Annotated in this window: 19 protein-coding genes; 9 read left to right on the plus strand and 10 right to left on the minus strand. The window is 69.3% G+C overall.

Going from position 1 to position 19508, the window contains the following annotated elements; translation table 11 throughout:
- The first annotated feature begins 227 nt into the window (after window positions 1-227).
- The gene (locus ACZ6SF_RS27160; protein WP_466065699.1) at window positions 228-953 is read left to right on the plus strand and encodes an AAA family ATPase; all 726 of its coding nucleotides are present in this window, start codon (window positions 228-230) and stop codon (window positions 951-953) included.
- Window positions 954-959: 6 nt separating this feature from the next.
- Here the strand turns inward: ACZ6SF_RS27160 and ACZ6SF_RS27165 are convergent, their stop codons facing one another.
- The gene (locus ACZ6SF_RS27165; RefSeq protein WP_466065701.1) at window positions 960-1901 is read right to left on the minus strand and encodes a diacylglycerol kinase family protein; all 942 of its coding nucleotides are present in this window, start codon (window positions 1899-1901) and stop codon (window positions 960-962) included.
- Complete coding sequence (locus ACZ6SF_RS27170; protein WP_466066159.1) at window positions 1898-3475, minus strand: FAD-binding oxidoreductase; 1578 nt, start codon at window positions 3473-3475, stop codon at window positions 1898-1900. Before ACZ6SF_RS27170 ends, ACZ6SF_RS27165 begins: the two co-directional genes overlap by 4 nt.
- Window positions 3476-3615: 140 nt before the next feature.
- On the opposite strand from ACZ6SF_RS27170, the gene ACZ6SF_RS27175 reads away from it, so the two are divergent.
- Both ACZ6SF_RS27175 and ACZ6SF_RS27180 read left to right on the plus strand, forming a co-directional pair.
- Entirely contained in the window at window positions 3616-4257 is a 642-nt protein-coding gene (locus tag ACZ6SF_RS27175; protein ID WP_466065703.1) for a TetR/AcrR family transcriptional regulator, read from the plus strand.
- 37 nt (window positions 4258-4294) lie between these two features.
- On the plus strand, window positions 4295-5848 hold the full coding sequence (locus ACZ6SF_RS27180) for a glycerol-3-phosphate dehydrogenase/oxidase (RefSeq protein ID WP_466065705.1): 1554 nt from the start codon (window positions 4295-4297) through the stop codon (window positions 5846-5848).
- On the opposite strand, the gene ACZ6SF_RS27185 is transcribed toward ACZ6SF_RS27180, so the two are convergent.
- A complete protein-coding gene (locus tag ACZ6SF_RS27185) occupies window positions 5849-6370 on the minus strand; it encodes a GNAT family N-acetyltransferase (RefSeq protein ID WP_466065707.1) in 522 nt (173 codons plus the stop codon).
- A 248-nt stretch (window positions 6371-6618) separates the two neighbouring features.
- On the opposite strand from ACZ6SF_RS27185, the gene ACZ6SF_RS27190 reads away from it, so the two are divergent.
- From ACZ6SF_RS27190 to fdhD, 3 genes are read left to right on the plus strand one after another with little or no spacing between them, the layout of a single operon-like run.
- Window positions 6619-7875, plus strand: coding sequence for an FHA domain-containing protein (locus ACZ6SF_RS27190; protein WP_466065709.1), 1257 nt, complete (start codon window positions 6619-6621; stop codon window positions 7873-7875).
- A 47-nt stretch (window positions 7876-7922) separates the two neighbouring features.
- Complete coding sequence (locus ACZ6SF_RS27195; RefSeq protein ID WP_466065710.1) at window positions 7923-10232, plus strand: FdhF/YdeP family oxidoreductase; 2310 nt, start codon at window positions 7923-7925, stop codon at window positions 10230-10232.
- A complete protein-coding gene (gene fdhD, locus ACZ6SF_RS27200) occupies window positions 10229-11056 on the plus strand; it encodes a formate dehydrogenase accessory sulfurtransferase FdhD (RefSeq protein ID WP_466065712.1) in 828 nt (275 codons plus the stop codon). Before ACZ6SF_RS27195 ends, fdhD begins: the two co-directional genes overlap by 4 nt.
- Window positions 11057-11065: 9 nt before the next feature.
- On the opposite strand, the gene ACZ6SF_RS27205 is transcribed toward fdhD, so the two are convergent.
- Window positions 11066-12238, minus strand: coding sequence for an FAD-dependent monooxygenase (locus ACZ6SF_RS27205; RefSeq protein WP_466065714.1), 1173 nt, complete (start codon window positions 12236-12238; stop codon window positions 11066-11068).
- 108 nt (window positions 12239-12346) lie between these two features.
- On the opposite strand from ACZ6SF_RS27205, the gene ACZ6SF_RS27210 reads away from it, so the two are divergent.
- A complete protein-coding gene (locus tag ACZ6SF_RS27210; RefSeq protein ID WP_466065715.1) occupies window positions 12347-13066 on the plus strand; it encodes a TetR/AcrR family transcriptional regulator in 720 nt (239 codons plus the stop codon).
- A gap of 22 nt (window positions 13067-13088) precedes the next feature.
- On the opposite strand, the gene ACZ6SF_RS27215 is transcribed toward ACZ6SF_RS27210, so the two are convergent.
- Both ACZ6SF_RS27215 and mihF read right to left on the minus strand, forming a co-directional pair.
- Entirely contained in the window at window positions 13089-13526 is a 438-nt protein-coding gene (locus ACZ6SF_RS27215; protein ID WP_466065717.1) for a nuclear transport factor 2 family protein, read from the minus strand.
- 119 nt (window positions 13527-13645) lie between these two features.
- Window positions 13646-13960 (minus strand): integration host factor, actinobacterial type, encoded by a 315-nt coding sequence (mihF, locus tag ACZ6SF_RS27220; RefSeq protein ID WP_030523251.1) that lies wholly within the window; start codon window positions 13958-13960, stop codon window positions 13646-13648.
- Window positions 13961-14414: 454 nt separating this feature from the next.
- Between mihF and ACZ6SF_RS27225 the strand changes: the two genes are divergently transcribed.
- Entirely contained in the window at window positions 14415-14792 is a 378-nt protein-coding gene (locus tag ACZ6SF_RS27225; RefSeq protein WP_466065719.1) for a nuclear transport factor 2 family protein, read from the plus strand.
- Window positions 14793-15058: 266 nt separating this feature from the next.
- On the plus strand, window positions 15059-15628 hold the full coding sequence (locus tag ACZ6SF_RS27230) for a carboxymuconolactone decarboxylase family protein (protein ID WP_466065721.1): 570 nt from the start codon (window positions 15059-15061) through the stop codon (window positions 15626-15628).
- A 2-nt stretch (window positions 15629-15630) separates the two neighbouring features.
- Here ACZ6SF_RS27230 and ACZ6SF_RS27235 read toward each other — a convergent pair whose 3' ends face one another.
- The 4 genes from ACZ6SF_RS27235 to ACZ6SF_RS27250 form a co-directional block, all read right to left on the minus strand.
- Window positions 15631-16014: a hypothetical protein gene (locus tag ACZ6SF_RS27235; protein WP_466065722.1), complete on the minus strand. Its 384-nt coding sequence runs from the start codon at window positions 16012-16014 to the stop codon at window positions 15631-15633.
- 143 nt (window positions 16015-16157) lie between these two features.
- Window positions 16158-17438 carry an ATP-dependent Clp protease ATP-binding subunit ClpX gene (clpX, locus tag ACZ6SF_RS27240; protein ID WP_058856531.1) on the minus strand — a complete coding sequence of 427 codons (1281 nt, stop codon included), beginning with the start codon at window positions 17436-17438 and terminating at the stop codon, window positions 16158-16160.
- 361 nt (window positions 17439-17799) lie between these two features.
- Window positions 17800-18465 (minus strand): ATP-dependent Clp protease proteolytic subunit, encoded by a 666-nt coding sequence (locus ACZ6SF_RS27245; RefSeq protein ID WP_466065724.1) that lies wholly within the window; start codon window positions 18463-18465, stop codon window positions 17800-17802.
- Window positions 18466-18549: 84 nt separating this feature from the next.
- Window positions 18550-19140 (minus strand): ATP-dependent Clp protease proteolytic subunit, encoded by a 591-nt coding sequence (locus ACZ6SF_RS27250; protein WP_466066161.1) that lies wholly within the window; start codon window positions 19138-19140, stop codon window positions 18550-18552.
- Between the last annotated feature and the right edge of the window lie 368 nt (window positions 19141-19508).

Here is a 19508-nt window from a genome sequence, read left to right on the forward strand (position 1 = left end):
TCGAGCGGCGGAGCCGCTCCATGTAACAGAGAGGCGGAGCCTTCGGTGGATGAGGGACACCGAAGACTCCGCCTACACCAGACAGACTACCGCCGTTCCGGGCCATCGCCGCCAATCCATAAGCAATTCTCAGCTTGAGCACGGATATTCTCAGGTCACGGACGGGCCAGGGGTGTGGACCGCGGGGCCCCACAGAAGGGTCCGAATGTCCGGTGGAAGCTCACATCTTGCCGAAATCGGTCACACTGGGGACCCTGGACGGGGTGAACCCCCCGCTCGATTCAGTGCCGCTGTATCCGACCGAATCCGTCCTACCGGAATCGGATTCGGAAATCCTCCGCCCCTGTGGCCTCGACGATCTACGCGGCCGGCACGCGGGGTCGCTGCGGTATCCGGCGTCCGCGGCGGTGATCTTCGCCGGTATACCCGGTGCCGGTAAGAGCACCGCGTTGCGCAGGCTTTTCGGTGCCGGGCCGGATGCCGAGCACGCTTCTCCAGGGCCGGACGGGTCGCTGGTTTTCGATTCGATCCAGGCCCGTAACTCGTGGCGGCCCCGGCTGTCGTGGTTGCCCTATCCGCTGTGGCGTCCGGTGGTGCACGTGGTGCATTTCAACCGGATCTGGATCGCTTTGCGTGACCATCACGGCCCGGTGGTGATCCACGATTGCGGCACTGTCGATTTCACGCGCCGGATGCTGGCCCGCTGGGCGCTGCGGCACGGGCGTGAACTGCATATGGTGCTGCTCGATGTGCCGGCGGAATCGGCGCGGGCGGGTCAGTTCGCGCGCGGGCGGCGGGTGGGGCGGGCCTCGTTCCACTGGCATGTGTGGCGGTGGAGACGCCTGGTGCGCAGGGTGGAGGACGGTACCGGGCTGCATCCGGCGCCGGCGTCGGTGGTGCTGCTGGACCGGCGTGCGGCCGACCGGTTGCGTGAGGTGCGGTTCGCCGCCTGACCGGGGTCAGGGGGTGAGGACCGTCAGCGCCGCCGGTGCGATCCGCACCGTCAGTGGTAGCCGGCCCGCGGGTTCGCCGTCGGCGGTGGCCGGGGCGCCGGGGGCGTCGAGCCGGAGTGACCGCGCCCGGTATTGGCTCACGGCGGGGTGCTCGATCCGTTTGCCCGCCGAGAGCGCGGGCAGGATCCGCAGCATTTCCGCGTGTGAGACCTTGCCGACGACCGTCAGGTCGAGCAGGCCGTCGTCGCACCGGGCATCGGGGCAGATGAGCATGCCGCCGCCGTAGGTGGTGGTGTTGCCGACCGCCGCCAGCAGGGCCTCGGTTTCGATGACGGCGCCGGATCGATCGCCGCCGTCGAGTTCTATCCGGTAGGGGACGGCGGTTCCGTGCGCGATCTCGGCGACCGCGGCGAAGGTGTAGCGCAGCCGGCCCCGCGGGTAGCGCATCCGGTTGGCGCGCAGGGTCACCCGTGCGTCGAAACCGGTGCAGGTGACGGTGGCGAACCACATCGGTTCGTGGTCCGCGGGTTCCAGCCGGCCCAGGTCGATGGTGCGGGTCCGCCCGTACCGGATCAGATCGGCGGCCGGATGCGGGTCGTCGCCGATTCCGAGTTCGCGGGCCAGGTCGTTACCGGTACCGGCCGGGACCAGCGCCAGCGGGACGCCGCTGTGCGCGAGGGGTTCGAGGATCGTGTTGACCAGGCCGTCGCCGCCGACGCACACCACCACATCGGGGGCATCGCCGGCGAGGATCTCCCCCACCCGGCGGCGGGTGCCCGCGGCGGAGGGTTCGTGGATTTCGAGGACGTCGATATCGGCGCCGCCGAGCCGCTCGATCACGGTGGCGGCGGCCTCCCGGGCCCTGCCCTGGCCGGACGACGGGTTGGTCACCACGGCGACCGAGCGCACGGTACGGGTATCGGCCCCGGGGCGATCGGCGTCGCTCATGGCAGCAGTGTGCCAGGGTTGAGGATTCCGGCCGGGTCGATTTCGCGTTTCACCGCGCGCAGGATCCGGATACCCACGTCGCCGATCTCGCCCGGCAGCCAGGCCCGGTGATCGGCGCCGACCGCGTGGTGGTGGGTGATGGTCGCGCCCACCGCGGCGATGGCGTCTCCGGCCGCCTGTTTCGCGGCACGCCACTGTGCGATCGGTTCGTCGAGCAGTTTCGCGACCACCGTGAAGTACAGCGACGCGCCGGTCGGGTAGGTATGCGAGATATGGCACATGACCAGCGCGGGAGTTCCCTGGGCGGTGAGTGTTTCGGTGAGCGCGGCGGTGACCCCGGCTTTCAGTTCGCTCAACCGGGCCCAGGTGGTGGCGGTCTCCAGGGTTTCGCACAGCACCCCGGCGTCGAGCAGCGCGTCGCGCAGGTAGGGGGCGGCGAAGCGCCCGTGCTCCCAGTCCCGCGCGGGCCCGGGACCCAATTCCGTTGCGCCCGCAGCACGCAGCACCTCGGCCGCTTCCGCGCTGCGCGCGGCGACATGCGCTTCGGTGCCCTCGAAGGTGGTGACCGCGAGACATCCCGCGACGGGCGCGCCGCCGATATCGCCGGCGCGGGCCAGGTTCAGCCCGGTTTCGGCCTCGTCGGAAAGCCGCAGCACGGTCGGGGCCGCGCCGGTTTGCACCACGCTGCGCAGGGCGGCGGCGCCCGTCGTGAAATCAGGGAACGACCAGGCCATATGCGCGGTGGTTTCGGGACGCGGATGCACCCGGACGGTGACTTCGGTCAGCACGCCGAGGGCGCCCTCGGAGCCCACGAACAGCTCCCGTAGATCCGGACCGGCGGCGGAGGCGGGCCCGCGGCCCAGCTCCACGGTTCCGGTCGGTGTGGCGACCACGAGGTGCTGGACCATATCGTCGAAACGCCCGTATCCGGCCGACGCCTGCCCTGAGGACCGGGTCGCGGCGAACCCGCCGATACTGGCGAATTCGAAGCTCTGCGGAAAGTGTCCCAGGGACAGTCCGTGCGCGGCGAGCAGTTCCTCGGCGCGCGGACCGGTGACGCCGGCGCCGAAGGTGGCGGTCCCGGAGACCGGGTCGCAGGCCAGCAGCGCGTCGAGGCGGCGCAGGTCCAGCGCGATCACGGTGTCGAACCGCCCGCGCACCGGGTCCACCCCGCCGACCACGCTGGTGCCGCCGCCGAACGGGACCACGGCGATCCCCTGCTCGGAACAGTAGGCGAGCACGGCGGCCACCTGCCCGTGATCGGCCGGGTACACCACCGCGTCCGGTGCGTCCTGGGGGGAGGTTTCGCGGCGTCGCAGCAGGTCGAGTGTGCTCTTCCCGCCCGCGTGCCGGAGTCGTTCGGCCGCGGTGGTGCCGAGATGCCCGGCGCCGACGATATCGGTGAGACCGGCCCGCCGGTCCTCGGACAGGACCAGCGGGCGCAGCGCCACGTCGCCCTCATCGCGACGCGCCGCGAGCTCCCCCGAGACTCCGAACACCTGGGTGAGCAGACCGCGGATCTGCTCGGACAAGGTGGTCCGGCCCGCAGGGACGCCCCAGGCATCCCACACCATATCCGGCCGGTCGGTGCCGTGGGGCCCGTCGGCGTCACTCGGGTCGTGCTCGGTCTGGCCGCGCCGTGTGGTCATGCGTTACAGTTTGACATATTCTGTCAAGCAGTAACTCAGCGGTCCCGAAAGTGAGGGCGGAATCCGTGTCCACCGGCACCGGTCTCCCGGACCCCGGCCCCGCGCCCGTCGATCAGACGATCCTGGACGCGGCCCGGGAGTGCGTCGCGGAATTCGGGGTCCGGCGAACGACACTCACCGAGGTGGCCCGGCGGGCCGGGGTGAGCCGCCCCACCGTCTATCGGCGCTGGCCGGACAGCCGCGCCCTCATCGGTGAACTCCTGGTCCGGGAACTGCGGGCGATTATCGCCACCGCCATGCCCGGATCCGGGCCCGCGCGTACGCGGCTGATCACCGGCGTGGTGACCGGTGCCGCGGAGGTCAGATCGAATCCGTTGTTCGGCAAGATCTTCCGCACCGATACCGATCTGATGCTGACCTATGTGTTCGGCCGGCTGGGCCGTAACCAGCGCCAGCTGCTCGACCTGTTCACCACCGGGATCGGCGAGGGCCAGGCCGACGGGTCGATCCGGGCCGGGGATCCCGCCCGGCTCGCCGCCATGGTGCTGCTGATCGCCCAGTCGGCGGTGCAGTCGGCGGCCACCGTGGCCGAACTGCTCGACGACGACGCCATGGATACCGAGCTCCGCCACGCCCTCGACGCCTATCTCGCGCCCGGGCCTCCCCCGGCACCGGTCGCCGACACCCCCTCGTCCCGGAAGGAGTAGCGCACGGGTCCGGCGACCCGCCCCGTGCCGCCAGCAGATGTCAGACACCACGCCCCCGCACACCGGTCCCGCGCTCAACGCCGGGCGCCGCCGCCGCGAACTCGCCGCCCTCGGCGACGCCCCCGAGATCGACCTGCTGGTCATCGGCGGCGGCGTCACCGGCACCGGAGTCGCCCTGGACGCGGCCGCGCGCGGCCTGCGCACCGTTCTCGTGGAGAAATCCGATCTGGCCAACGGCACCAGCCGGTGGAGTTCCAAACTCGTGCACGGCGGGTTGCGCTATCTGGCGAGCGGCAAGATCGGGATCGCGCACGAGAGCGCGGTGGAACGCGGGATCCTGCTGGCCCGTAACGCCCCGCATCTGGTGCGGCCGCTCCCGCAACTGGTTCCGCTGCTGCCCGATATCGGCCTCCCGGCCCGCGCACTCATCCGCGCCGGTTTCCTGGCCGGCGACGCCCTGCGGGCGGGTGCGGGCACGCCGGGCGCGCTGCTTCCGCGGTCGCGCCGGGTCACCCGGGCCGAAGCGCTGCGCCTGGCGCCCACGGTGCGGCGCGACGGGTTACGTGGGGGTTTGCAGGCCTGGGACGGACAGCTCGTCGACGACGCGCGCCTGGTGGTCGCGCTGGCGCGGACGGCGGCGGCGCGGGGCGCGACGGTACTGACCCGGGTCGCGGCCGAATCGGTCCACGGGGACCGGGCCACTCTGCGCGACACCCTGACCGGTGAGACGCTGGCCGTCCGCGCCCGCGCGGTGATCAACGCGACCGGAGTCTGGGCGGATCAGGTGGACCCCAGTATCCGGCTGCGGCCCAGCCGCGGTACCCATCTCGTCTTCGACGCCGCCGCGTTCGGCGGACTGACCGCGGCGCTGACGGTTCCGGTGCCCGGGACGGTCGGGCGCTTCATCTTCGCGCTGCCCGCCCCGCACGGCCGGGTGTATCTGGGACTGACCGACGAGGACGCGCCGGGCCCGGTATCCGACGCACCGCGCCCGTCCGGATCGGAGGTCGGCTTCCTGCTGGAAACGGTGAACACAGTCCTGCGTATCCCGTTGACCCACAGCGATATCCGCGGCTCCTACGCCGGCCTGCGCCCGCTGCTGCGGACCGCGGGCGACAGCACCGCCGATATCTCCCGCGAGCACGCGGTACTCACCTCTCCGGACGGTGTGATCACGGTGGTCGGCGGCAAACTGACCACCTACCGGAAGATGGCCGAGGACGCGGTCGACGCGGCGGTCACCGGGCGCGGGCTGGTCGCCGGACCGTGCCGCACCACCGATCTGCCGCTGGCGGGCGCGGTGGCCGGAGCCGCCCGCGACCGGCTCGAAGCGCCGCAGCTGCTGATCGAACGGTACGGCGCCGAGGCTCCCGCGGTGGCCGCGCTGGCCGCGGCGAATCCGGAACTGGCCGGACCGGTGGCGCCGGGGCTGGATGTGATCGGGGCCGAGTTCGCCTGGTCGCTCACCCAGGAGGGCGCCCTCGATACCGGCGATCTCCTGGACCGCCGCACCAGGATCGGGCTGGTCTCCGCCGACCGCGCGGCGGCCGAGGCCGCCGCCGAGGCCGCCGTGGCCGGCTGGACCGGCTGATCAGGCGTAGTGCCAGGTCGCGGTTTCGGCCCGCATACAGGCCCGCGGCCAGGTGTCCAGACCGTGCGCGGCCTCCTCGGCGCGCAGGGCGCGCAGCCGCGGTGTCTCCTCGGACGGATCGAGGTACCGGAATCCCAGACGCCGGTAGTAGGGCCCGTTCCACGGTATTTCGGTGAACGTCGTGAGAGTGATCGCCGGCAGTCCCCCGGCGACGGCCCAGCGCACCGCGTGATCGATGAGCCGCCGCCCGATCCGGGCGCCGCGCAGCTCGGGCGATACCGACACCTGGTCGATATGGGCCATCCCGTCGACGACGCTCGCGATCAGATACCCCACCGGTACGCCGTCACCGGGATCCCATACCCACGCCCGGCCGTCGAGGACGAATTCGCCCAGCGTCTCGGCGGGCAACGGTTCGTCGTCCGCCACGGCCGGCATCCCCGCCTCGGCGAAGGGCCGCCCGGCACGCACCTCGATATCCCGCAGGACCGGTATATCCGTGACGGTCGCCTCGCGGATCACGAGGCGGTCCGCTCGGGGCACCGCGGTTCTCGGGGGCCGGTCCCGAATCGGACGATTCGGCCACCCCGCCCCGCGCCCGCCCGGCCGTCGGCACTCGCGGCGATGAACGGCATATCTCCTCTTTCCCGAGCCGGACCGATGCGGTGATCCTGCCCGGTACCGGCGCTCCTGTCGTCCCCCATCTCACACGCCCGGTAACGGGTTCGCATCTATGCTGGATCCGGTGCTGTGCCAGGAAGGAGCCGCGGGTGCGCGTCGATACGTCCACCATTGGTATCGCGCCGGGTGAAGGCCTGGTCGCGCGCTTCGGTGAGGTGGTGATCTATCTGGTGGGCGCCAACGCGTCCACCGAGCGGATACTCGGCGCCGTGGAGGCCGTGGCGGACGCGGAACATCCGGGCGCCGCCATCGCGCAGCGGCTCGCGTCCGTGGTGTTCGGAACCGGATCGGAACCGCCCCCGTTCGGCCTGGTGGCCCCGGCCGCCGACGGCACGCTCGTGCTGCTCCGGGGTCCCGTGTCGGCCGCCGTCTCCGGTGCCGAGGGCACGCGGATCCTGGTCGGTGCGCGCGCCTTCACCTGGGTCGACGAGATCCTGCGCGATCCGGTGCGCACGCTCGCGGTGGGTCCCGGCTCCGAGGCCCGAGTCACCCCGTATCCGCGCACCGACCTGCGCGCCGGGGTGGTGCCCGGCGGCGGGTTCGTGATCCACGCCGCGGTGCGCCGCGCCAAACGCGCCGACAAGCCCGCCGCGCCGGCCCGCGCGGCCTCGTACGAACCCGCGGCCACGGCCCCGGCCGGGTTGGCCGCCGCCGAACCGGAGCCGGAGTCGGATTCCGGTCCGCCGACCGGGCTCGCGGAATCGGCCGCGGAGCCGCTACCGGGGACCCGGGCCTGGTCCGCCGCCCCGGCGCAGCGCGCCAAGGCGGAACCGGTCCGGATCCACCCCGAGCCCGATCGGTCCCGCACCGGCACCACGGCGAAGGCGTACGGCTCCGGCCCGCAGCCGAACCCGGGCCGGGCCGGTGTATCGGCGAAGCCGGGTCGATCGGGTGCGGAGGCGGCGCCGGGTCGGTCGGGCGCGGAGGCGAAACCCGTCCGGCTCGGTAAGGAACGGGAGCGCCCGTACGGTGCGCGCGGGAGCGACGACGGGCACCCCACCGCCCCGGTCCTGGTCGCCGAGGACGGGACCGCCTACCCACTGGATCGCGCCTACGTCATCGGACGCGGCCCGTCGGTCGACGAATCGGTGCGCCGCAACACGGCCGCGCCGCTGGTCCTGCAGCGGGACCGGCATATCTCCCGGGTGCACGCCTACCTCGCGGTCGACGCCGGCAAAGTTTTCCTGCGCGACGCCGGGACCGCCGCGGGCACCTTCGTCTCCACCCCGGGCGAACCCCGGTGGACCAGGATCAGCCAGTCGCCCACCGAGTTGCCGCCCGGCGGCCGGATCCGGATCAGCGAACAGGTCCTGACCTACCAGGATTCCGGCAGCACCTCGTCCTGAGCGGTGCCCCGGCCGCGCCGCCGGCGGGTCCGGGGCACAATGGCGGTATGCACCGCAACAGCCCGGCCGACGATATCGACGAGACGGAACTCACCGTCACACCGCCGAAAACGCAGGCGGCGGGCCTGCGGGCGGTCGGGGTCGCTCTGCAGCGGGCCGTCTCCGATATGGGGGTGGTCCGGACCGCCCGCTCGCTGGCCCGCGTGAACCAGGTGCACGGTTTCGACTGTCCGGGCTGCGCCTGGCCCGAACCGACCGGCCACCGCCGGCCCGCCGAATTCTGCGAGAACGGCGCGAAGGCGGTCGGCGAGGAGGCGACCCTCGAGACCGTGGGGCCGGAATTCTTCGCCGAGCACTCGCTCGCCGACCTGGCCGGGAAGAGCGGCTACTGGCTGGGCCGCCAGGGCCGGCTCACGCACCCGATGGTGCTGCGTCCCGGCGATACCCACTACTCCCCGATCTCCTGGGACGACGCCTACCGCCTGATCGCCGGTCAGCTGCGGGAGCTGGAATCTCCGGACGAGGCGGTGTTCTACACCTCCGGCCGCACCGCGAACGAGACGGCGTTCCTGTACCAGCTGCTGGTCCGCAGTTACGGCACCAACAACCTGCCCGATTGCAGCAATATGTGCCACGAGTCCTCGGGGACGGCGCTGACCGCGTCGATCGGGATCGGCAAGGGGTCGGTCACCATCGACGATTTCGCCGCCGCCGATCTGATCCTGGTGGCCGGGCAGAACCCGGGCACCAATCACCCCCGGATGCTCAGCGCGCTCGCCGACGCCAAGAAGGCCGGCGCCCGCATCATCGCGATCAATCCGCTGCCGGAGACCGGGTTGATCGGCTTCCGGGATCCACAGACCGTGCGCGGACTCACCACCGGCGTGGATATCGCCGACGATTTCCTGCAGATCCGGCTCGGCGGCGATATGGCGCTGTTCCAGGGTCTGGCGAAGCTGCTCTTCGACACCGAGGACCGCGCGCCGGGCACCGTCCTGGACCGCGCCTTCCTGGAGGCGCACACCGCCGGATTCGACGAATACGAGCGGCATATCCGGGCCGTCGACCTCGATACGGTGCTCGAGGCGACCGGCCTCACCCGGGCCGACCTCGACCGCACCGCCGCGCTGCTGGCCGGATCCGGTAAGACCATCCTGTGCTGGGCCATGGGCCTCACCCAGCACACCCATGCGGTCGCCACCATCGAGGAGGCCACCAACCTGCTGCTGGCCCGCGGCATGATCGGCAAACCGGGCGCCGGGGTGTGCCCGGTACGCGGGCATTCCAATGTGCAGGGCGACCGCACCATGGGCATCTGGGAGAAGATGCCCGAATCCTTCCTCGCCGCCCTGGACCGCGAATTCGATATCACCAGCCCCCGCGCGCACGGCTACGACACCGTGGCCGCCATCCGCGCCCTGCGGGACGGCCGGGCCAGGGTGTTCTTCGGGATGGGCGGCAATTTCGTCGCCGCCACCCCGGACACCGCGGTCACCGAAGCGGCGCTGCGGAGTTGCGCGCTCACCGTCCAGGTGTCCACCAAACTGAACCGCAGCCATATCGTGCACGGCGCCACCGCGCTCATCCTGCCCACCCTGGGCCGCACCGATCTGGACCTGCGCGACGGCGCCCGCCAGCAGGTCTCGGTCGAGGATTCGATGTCGATGGTGCATCTGTCCACCGGCCGCCTCACCCCCGTGTCGCCCGAACTGCGCAGCGAGGTCGCGATCGTCTGCGAACTCGCCCGCGCCGTGCTGGGCCCGGATCATCCGGTGCCCTGGGAGGAGTTCCGCGACGACTACGACCGCGTCCGCGACGCGATCGCCCGGGTCGTCCCCGGCTGCGAGGACTACAACGCGCGGGTCCGGCAGCGCAACGGTTTCGTTCTCCCGCATCCGCCGCGCGACGCCCGCGAGTTCCGCACCGCCACCGGAAAGGCGAATTTCGCGGTGAACGACCTGCACTGGGTCCCGGTCCCGCCGGGCCGGCTGGTGCTGCAGACCCTGCGCAGCCACGACCAGTACAACACCACGATCTACGGGCTCGACGACCGCTACCGAGGTGTGCACCACGGCCGCCGGGTGGTGCTGGTGCATGCCGCCGATATCGCCGAACTCGGTTTCCACGACGGTGATCTCGTCGATCTGGTGTCGGAATGGTCCGACGGCGTGGAACGCCGGGTCGAGGGCTTCCGGGTGGTCCCCTACTCCACTCCGCGCGGTAACGCGGCCGCCTACTACCCCGAGACCAACCCGCTGGTACCGCTGGACCATGTGGCCGCACGGTCCAATACCCCGGTGTCCAAGGCCGTCACCGTCCGGCTCGAAGCCCATATCCACCGGCCCGGGCCGCGATGAGCCGAGTCACCGCGCGACGCCGGATGCGGCGCATCACGCCGTCCGGCGAGATCATCCGCCCCGACACCCTGGCCGTCGAAGAACCCCTGGAGATCCGGGTGCGCGGGGAATCGCTCACCGTCACGATGCGCACCCCGGGCAACGATATCGACCTGGTGCACGGTTTCCTGTTCGGCGAGAACCTGATCGCCGACGCGGCCGATATCCGGGCCGCCCGCTACTGCGCCGGTACCGACGACGAGGGCCGCAACACCTACAACGTGCTCGACGTGGATCTGCGCGCGCCGGTCGCGCTTCCGGCCCGGCCCTTCCTGACCACCGGCGCCTGCGGGCTGTGCGGGCGAACCGCGCTCAAGGAGATCCGGCTGCGCAGCCGCCATCCCATCCCGCCACCGGAACCGCTGCTCGACGCCGCCGTCGCGGCCGGGCTTCCGGAGATATTGCGCGCCAGGCAGTCGCTGTTCGACGCCACCGGGGGTCTGCACGCCGCCGGGCTGTTCTCCCCGGACGGCACCCTGCTCGCCGTGCGCGAGGACATCGGCCGCCACAATGCCGTGGACAAGGTGATCGGCTGGGCGCTGCGGGAGAACCGCGTCCCGGCGTCCGATCTCGTCCTGGTGGTCAGCGGGCGGGCATCGTTCGAACTGGCGCAGAAGGCGGTCCTCGCCGGAATTCCGGTCCTGGCCGCCGTATCGGCGCCCAGTTCGCTGGCCGTCGATCTGGCCGAGGAATCCGGTCTCACCCTCGCGGGTTTCGTCCGCGGCGACACCATGAACATCTACACCCATCCCGAGCGGATCCGCGGATCCGCTCTCGCCGGCTGACCCCGGCCGCTATCGCGGCGCGACCGCGGCATAGTCGGTGAGCTCGATATCGTCCTTGGCGTCTCCGGCGAACTTGTCCATCAGGCCGAACCACCGCGACCCCAGGAACCAGTTCCGCAATCGCAGGCCCCACGCGGTTTTCGGCGCCAGGAACGGCCCCGGGCTGCTGCTGCCGCCGAGTTTCGCGTACCGGCGCATGATTCGCTCGTAGCGAGCGAACGCCGTGCTGTGATCGCCCGCGGCCGCGGCGAGTTCACCGGCCAGCACATAGGCCCCCACCAGCGCCAGACCGGTTCCGAACCCGGCCAGCGTATTCCCGTACGCGCTGTCGCCGACCAGCGCCACCCGCCCCGAGGTGTAGGCGGGCATGCGCACCCGGGCCAGCGCGTCCAGGTAGACATCGTCGTAGTCCGCGAGTTCGGCGAGCATCTCGGGTACCGCCCCGGCCATTCCGGTGAATCGGTCGACCAGCAGGCGACGCTTCGCGGCATCGTCGGCGAACCCGGTCTCGGGTGCCGCGAACAGGTACATGTGCTGCGCCTTCGGGCCGCCCCGTACCGCGAGCCGGCCCGGGGCGCTGTAGGCATAGGCGATTCCGCGGCGCGGACCGTCCGCGCGCTCATTCGCCGGCGGTTCCCCGGCGATCGCGTAGTAGTACCCGCGATGCTGTACGAATTCGGCTTCCGGCCCGAAGACCAGGCGGCGCACCCGCGAATGGATACCGTCGGCACCGATCACCAGGTCGAACCGGCGCGCCGGACCGTGTTCGAATTCGACCTCGACACCGCCGTCGGTCTCCCGCAGCGCGCTGACCGAATCGCCGAACAGATAGGTACAGCGCCGGGCGGTGAGCCCGTGGAGGATCTCGGCGAGATCGCCGCGCAGGATTTCGATATCACCGCCGGTGAAATCGCCGGATATGCGCGCCCGCTCCCGGCCTTCGGTATCCATGATGACCATATCGGTGGCCCCGGTACTGCGCCGCCGGATCTCCTCGTAGACGCCCATACGCTCGAGCACCGTGCGCTGCACGGATCCTTTGAAGTCGACGGCCTGCCCACCCGGGCGCAGGGCGGGTGCGCGTTCGACCACGGTGACCTCGAAGCCGTAGCGGTCGAGCCAGTAGGCGATCGCGGGACCGGCGATGCTCGCGCCGGATACGAGAACGGTGCGGTTCTGCATGACGTACTCCGTTTCCAATTTGCGTCCGACGTAAACTGTTTCCGTCGGACGCCGATCAGCGTATGGTAGACACAGTGGCACGTCAACAACTTTTCGAAAGGGCCCGCGATGGCGACCCCGACCGCACTGGAGCTGCTCTGGGGGATCGACCGGCGACCCACCCGGGGCCCTAAACCCACGCTCACACGCGCCGCGATCGTCACCGAGGCGATCGAGCTGGCCGACGCCGAAGGCCTGGCCGGGCTCTCCATGCAGCGCCTGGCCGAACGGCTCGGCTATACGAAGATGTCGCTGTACCGCCATCTACCGGGCAAATCGGAACTGACCGCGCTGATGCTCGAGGCAGCACTCGGGCCACCACCGGAATCGGTTATCGACGAGGCGGCCGGGTGGCGGTCCGGTCTGCGGTCCTGGGCGCTGCTCACCTTCGAGCGCTACCGGCGCCACCCCTGGGCCATGGAATTGCTGACCGGTGCGCGGCCGATCGGCCCCTGCGAACTCGGCTGGATGGATCTCGCCCTGCGGACCCTGGCCGGCACCGCCCTGACCGGGCCGGAACGCCTGGACACCCTGGTCGTTCTCAACGGCCACGTGCGCAGCCTGGCCCAGCAGTTGATGAGCCCCGGCGGTAACGAGAAGATCTTCGCCCAGGGCATCGCCGCCTCCCTGGACCTGGCCGGTGATCGCTTCCCCGCCGTCCTCGCCGCACTCTCGGAACCCCCGGCGGCGGGCGCTCCCGGCCAGGACGCCGCCCTCGAATTCGGCATCGACCGGATTCTCGACGGCGTCGCGGCGCTGCTGGCCGAACGCTGTGACAGCGGGTCGTGAATCCGGCCGACCCCGAGAACGGTCACATTCCCGGCAGCCGGACCCCCTTCTCCGCGGCCAGCCGGGACAGTTTCTCCGCGGCGTCGATGTCGATCGCGACGTAGGCGCGCCACCCCTCGTCATCACGGCGCAGCACATATTCATAATCGCTATCGGTGAGCAGTGTGTCGTCACCGTCGAAGAAATGCCAGCGCACCCGGACCCGGACCAGCGCGGGAGTCAATTCGGCCAGTTCGACGACCGTGTGATCGACGCGGGCCAGCCCGAGCATCTGATACACCGGATACGCCTGGGCCAGTCCCTGGGCCATATCCTCGCGTGAATGCAGGGCGCCGACGAATTCGTCTCCGACGATGGTGCCCGGTGTCCCCCACAGCGACGCGGCGCGTTCCGCGTCGTAATTGCTCAGCGTGGACTGGTACTCGTCCAGGAACGATTCGATTTCGTCACGAACGGCCATACCGCCACAGTAACCACCCCTTCCCCCGCTCCCGCCCAGGCCATGCCGGTCGTTTCGAGACGACCGGCTCGGCCCGCGACCGGAGTTCGGAGCGTCCGGCGCCGGACGCTCCCTACTCCTCAGTTGGCCAGCGCCTCCAGCAACGCGGCGCGCTGCCGGGCACCCAGGCCGCCGATACGGCGATCCTCCGGGATATCCGCCTGATCCATCAGCTTGGCGGCCTTCACCGGGCCGACGCCCGGCAGTGCCTTGATCACGGCGACCACCTTGGTCTTCTTGACCAGTTCGTCGCTGTCGGCCTTGCGCAGCAGGTCGGCGACGGACACTTTGCCGTCCTTGACCTGACCGATCAGTTCGGAGCGCGCCTTGCGCACCGCCGCCGCTTTGGCCAGAGCCTCCGTGCGTTGTTCCGCGGTCATCGTTGGCAGTGCCATATTTCCTCCGCTTCCACTTGTCGCTCGAACATCTGGTTGATCGGGTCGATTCAACATCACAATACCGACACCGAACCGCAGACACACCGGCCGGACCTGCAGTCATAGCAATGATTTCTCACTGATGACCGCGCCGCGGGCCACGGAAACGCCCGCAGGTGATCGGGAATTCTGCGCGATCCAATACTGGAACACGTAACACTCACAGCCGGCATACCGACAATCCGGGCAGACGCATACTCTGCACGGCGGCGATTCAACGGCGAATCGAGGGAGTCAGCGGCGATACCCGCCCGTCGGCAGCGGCAACCGCGTCCACCTGCAGTTTTCCATTGACAACGAGGCGGAGGCCGCTACCGGGCCCGAGGTCGCGCACCGCGTTTCCACTGACGAATCCCGACACAACTGCTACGCTGCCGGACCTAGAACACGTTTCATTTCGGTAGGAGTGGTGATGGCACGCGAGATCCGCGATGTGGTCGAGCAGTATGTGAAACTGGTCGGCTCGGGTCCGACCGAGGAGATCGTCGCTCTCTACGCTCCGGACGCCATCGTCGAGGATCCCATCGGCACCGAGCCGAAACAGGGCCACGACGCCATCCGCGAGTTCTACAACGTGATCGCGAGCCTGGATCGGGAGACCAGCCTCGCCCCGGAAACCGTCCGCATCGCCGGACGCCATGCCGCCTTCGTCTTCACCCTGGTCACCCGGGCCGGCGGGCAGCGCATGACGCTGAGCCCGATCGATGCCATGGAGTTCGACGACGAAGGCCGGATCATCCGGATGCGCGCCTACTGGGGCGCCGACGATATGTCGGTCGAACCCGAATGAGCGGCGGTGCGGCGACTCGACTGCGCTGAGCCGTCCGCATCGCTTGCCCGGGTCGCCCACGACCGGCCCTGGCCCCCATCACGCAGCCGGTACCTGCCCACAAGTCCCGGCTGCGTCGGGCCGAGATCGTGGGCGTCCCGGGCGCCACAACCCGATTCCGCGCCGGACGTGTGGAGCACGTCACGCTGCCGGTCCCGACGCGTCACGCCGGGCGCCGCCGCCTCGTCCCCCTTGTAGACCGATAACCACCGGCACGAGGAGCACCGATGAGCACAACCCGCATCCCCGCAGTCGCACCGCAGGACGCCGGACCGCTGGCCCGGGTGATGTACTGGTTCGCCCGCCGGAGGATGGGCGAAGTCCCCGAACCGTTCGCGGTCGCCGCCCACCACCAGGGCATCATGGTCGCCAACGGTGTCCACGAACTTCTCGTCGAGCGCGTCTCCCGGAAACTGCCCGCGAATATCCGCGAGATCGCGGTGTACCGCACGGCCTGGACCGTCGGCTGCTCGTGGTGCGTCGATTTCGGCACCATGCTGCAGCGCCTGGACGGCCTGGATATCGACCGACTCCAGCACATCGCCGATTACGAGACCTCCCCGCACTACACCGACGACGAACGCGCCGCCATCGCCTACGCCGACGCCATGACCGCCACCCCGATGACGGTCACCGACGAGCAGGTCGCCGATCTCGAACGCCGATTCGGCCGGCCGGGCGTGGTCGAACTGACCTATCAGATCGCGCTGGAGAACTCCCGCGCCCGCGGCAACCACGCCCTCGGCATCACGGCTCAAGGGTTCAGCACCGACTCCTGCCGGGTGCCCTGGGCCTGACCTCAGATGACCCAGCAGGCGTAGCCGATATGCTCGCCGCGCCCGACGAAGACCCGCACACCGGGCGCCCCGCCGTCACCGCCGGCCTGCACCGCCGACAGCGTGTGATCACCCTCGTACCCTGGCACCCAGTGCGCCAGCGCCAGCCCACCCCCGAGAGGCGGAACGGTCAGGAACGGGACCCCGTTGTCGAAGAACGTCACCGGTGACACCGCCTCGCTCAGCCAGGCCCGCACGGTATAGGTGCAGCCGGTGCCGTAGTTGGTCCGGATGCCGGCGTTCATATCGGGTGCCACACTCACCTGGCGCACGGTCGCGCCGGCCGGAGGCGCGGCGAGCGTCGCCGCCACCACCGCGGCGCCGAGCACCGATACGAAAGCACCCACACGGGTCGTCCGTGTGGGTGCGTATCGTCGCTGCATCGCCATGACCTGCTCCTACATCGCACGAATGCCGGGTGGTCACCGAGAGTACTGCGGGCCGGATCCGGAAATGCCCCGATCCGGCATCGGAACGATTGCGAGTGCCGTCAGGCGGATTTGTCCCGGCGCTCCGGGCGCTCCCGCTTACGCGGCACGATGGTGGGCAGCACATTGTCGTTCACGGTATCCGCGTCGACCACGACCTTGGCCACATCGTCGCGGCTCGGGATATCGAACATGACCTGCTGCAGCACCTCTTCCATGATGGCGCGCAGCCCGCGCGCACCGGTGCCCCGCAGAATCGCCTGATCGGCCACGGCCTCGAGCGCGTCCCGGGTGAACTCCAGATCCACCCCGTCCATCTCGAAAAGCCGGATGTACTGCTTGACCAGCGCGTTCTTCGGCTCGGACAGGATCTTCACCAGGGAATCCTTGTCCAGGTTGGTCACCGACGCCACCACCGGCAGACGCCCGATGAACTCGGGAATCAAACCGAACTTGATCAGATCCTCCGGCATCACCTCGGAGAAATGATCCGTGGTGTCGATCTCGGCCTTGGACCGGACCTCGGCGCCGAAACCGATTCCGCGGTGCCCCGTCCGATCGGAGATGATCTTCTCCAGACCCGCGAACGCACCCGCCACGATGAACAGGACGTTGGTCGTATCGATCTGGATGAACTCCTGATGCGGATGCTTACGCCCGCCCTGCGGCGGCACGCTGGCCTGCGTACCCTCCAGGATCTTCAGCAGGGCCTGCTGCACACCCTCCCCGGAGACATCACGGGTGATCGACGGGTTCTCGCTCTTACGGGCGATCTTGTCGACCTCGTCGATATAGATGATCCCGGTCTCCGCGCGCTTCACGTCGTAATCGGCGGCCTGGATGAGTTTGAGGAGAATGTTCTCGACATCCTCACCCACATAACCGGCCTCGGTGAGCGCGGTGGCATCGGCGATCGCGAACGGAACGTTCAGCATTTTCGCCAGAGTCTGTGCGAGATAGGTCTTACCGCAACCGGTGGGACCGAGCATCAGAATATTGGACTTCGCCAACTCGACGCTCTCCCCGCGCGCATCACGGCCCTTGTCCCCGGCCTGAATACGCTTGTAATGGTTGTACACGGCGACCGCGAGGGTGCGTTTGGCGGTGTCCTGCCCGATCACGTAATTCTCCAGGAAATCCCGGATCTCCGCGGGTTTGGGCAACTCGTCGAGTTTGACCTCGCTCGACTCCGCCAGCTCTTCCTCAATGATCTCGTTGCACAGATCGATGCACTCGTCGCAGATGTACACCCCTGGTCCCGCAATGAGCTTCTTGACCTGCTTCTGGCTCTTTCCGCAGAACGAGCATTTCAGCAGATCGCCGCCGTCGCCGATGCGCGCCATCTCGTGGGTCCCTACTTCCTTGTTCGCGTGCAACCATCCGTCCAGCTGTCAGCCGGCCGCCGCCTGAGGTGGAGCGAATCCGGCGGTTTCACCCGGATCTGTGGGCGGTGCTGTCAACCGGGAACAAAGGTCCCTGTGTTTGACCGTACCCGGTGTGCGCGATGGAGGTCGACAACTCGGGCAGGTTTCTCGTCGCGGTTGTGCGGGGATTCACGCGGATACCTCGTCGCGGTGCCTTTTTTCGCGCGCCGCGCCGAATGGGGCGTGTCGGGCGACGCGCCCCGGTATCCGAATAGGCCGCAGGCCCACCCCGGCCGGTCCGGCGTACCGCGCTCGCGCGGCCGCCGGACCCGGACGCACCCTACTTCTGGGCGCTGAGCTTGCGGTAGTCGAACACCGTATCGATGATCCCGTACTCCTTGGCCTCCTCGGCCGTCAGGATCTTGTCGCGATCGGTGTCCTTGCGGATGGTGTCCGCCTCCTTACCCGTATGCCGGGCCAGCGTGGTCTCCATCAGACGGCGCATCCGCTCGATCTCGGCCGCCTGGATCTCCAGATCCGACACCTGACCCTGGATGCCGCCCTCGACCGAGGGCTGATGGATCAGCACCCGCGCGTTCGGCAGGCAGGCCCGCTTACCCGGTGTACCCGCCGCCAGCAGCACCGCCGCCGCCGACGCGGCCTGCCCGAGGCAGACGGTCGCGACATCGGCGCGCACGTACTGCATGGTGTCGTAGATCGCCATCAGCGAGGTGAACGAACCACCGGGCGAATTGATGTACATGGTGATGTCGCGGTCGGGATCCAGCGATTCGAGCACCAGCAGCTGCGCCATGATGTCGTTCGCCGAGGCGTCGTCCACCTGTACACCGAGGAAGATGATGCGCTCCTCGAACAGTTTGTTGTACGGGTTGGACTCCTTGACGCCGAAACTCGAATGCTCGATGAACGACGGCAGGATGTAGCGCGACTGCGGACCCGCCGGGGCGACACCGCCCAGGCCGCGAGGATCGATCGGGTTGGCCATATTCGTCTCCAAGTCTGTGAGTGAGCTTTCCGCCGGACGGATTCGCGAATCGAACCGCAACCGGTCCGCGTTCGCGGCGACGCCCTAGTTGCTGCCCGTGCCGCCCGCCTGACGGGCATTGCTGATCACACGGTCGATGAAGCCGTACTCCAGCGCCTGCTCGGGAGTGAACCAGCGGTCGCGGTCGGCGTCGGCATTGATCTGCTCCACCGGCTTACCGGTGTGCTGTGCCTGCAACTCGTTCAGCTCACGCTTGGTGTAGGCGAACTGCTCGGCCATGATCGCGATATCCGCGGCCGAACCGCCGATACCGGCCGACGGCTGATGCATCATGATCCGGGTGTGCGGCAGCGCGAAACGCTTGCCGGGCGCGCCGGCGGTCAGCAGGAACTGCCCCATCGAGGCCGCCAGCCCCATCGCGGTGGTGGCGATATCGCATTCCGCGTACTGCATGGTGTCGTAGATGGCCATACCGGCGTTCACCGAGCCGCCCGGCGAGTTGATGTAGAGCGAAATATCTTTGGTCGGGTCCTCGGCCGACAGCAGCAGGATCTGCGCGCAGATCTTGTTCGCGATGTCATCGTCGACCTGGGTGCCGAGAAAGATGATGCGCTCACGCAGCAGGCGCTCGTACACCGAATCACTGAGATTGAGCCCAGCGGTCGGAGCTGTCATGACCTCGGCTTTGTTGATTGTCACGGATACCTGCCTTCTCTTCGCCGGCTCGTTGCTGTCACAAACACTAACGAAACAGGGCGGCACCGATCTTCCGGTACCACCCCGATTCGCTCAGAGCGCAATATCTATGGCGCCGCCTCCGGCGGCGCGGGGGTTCGGGGCCCCCTTGTGTCTCGGTTCTTCACTCCTGCGCTCAGTCGCTGCGCTCCCTCGCTCCGTCGCTCCAGAACCGAGACGGGCCCCGAACCTCGCATGCTGACCATACGGATGAACGCGGGATGTCGCTGCGCTTCCTCGCTCGGTCGCTCCGACTCCGGGGCGGGCCCCGATGACCGGATGCGGCCGGCCGGAGCCGACAGAAGCCC

This window comes from Nocardia sp. NPDC049935, assembly GCF_055586645.1.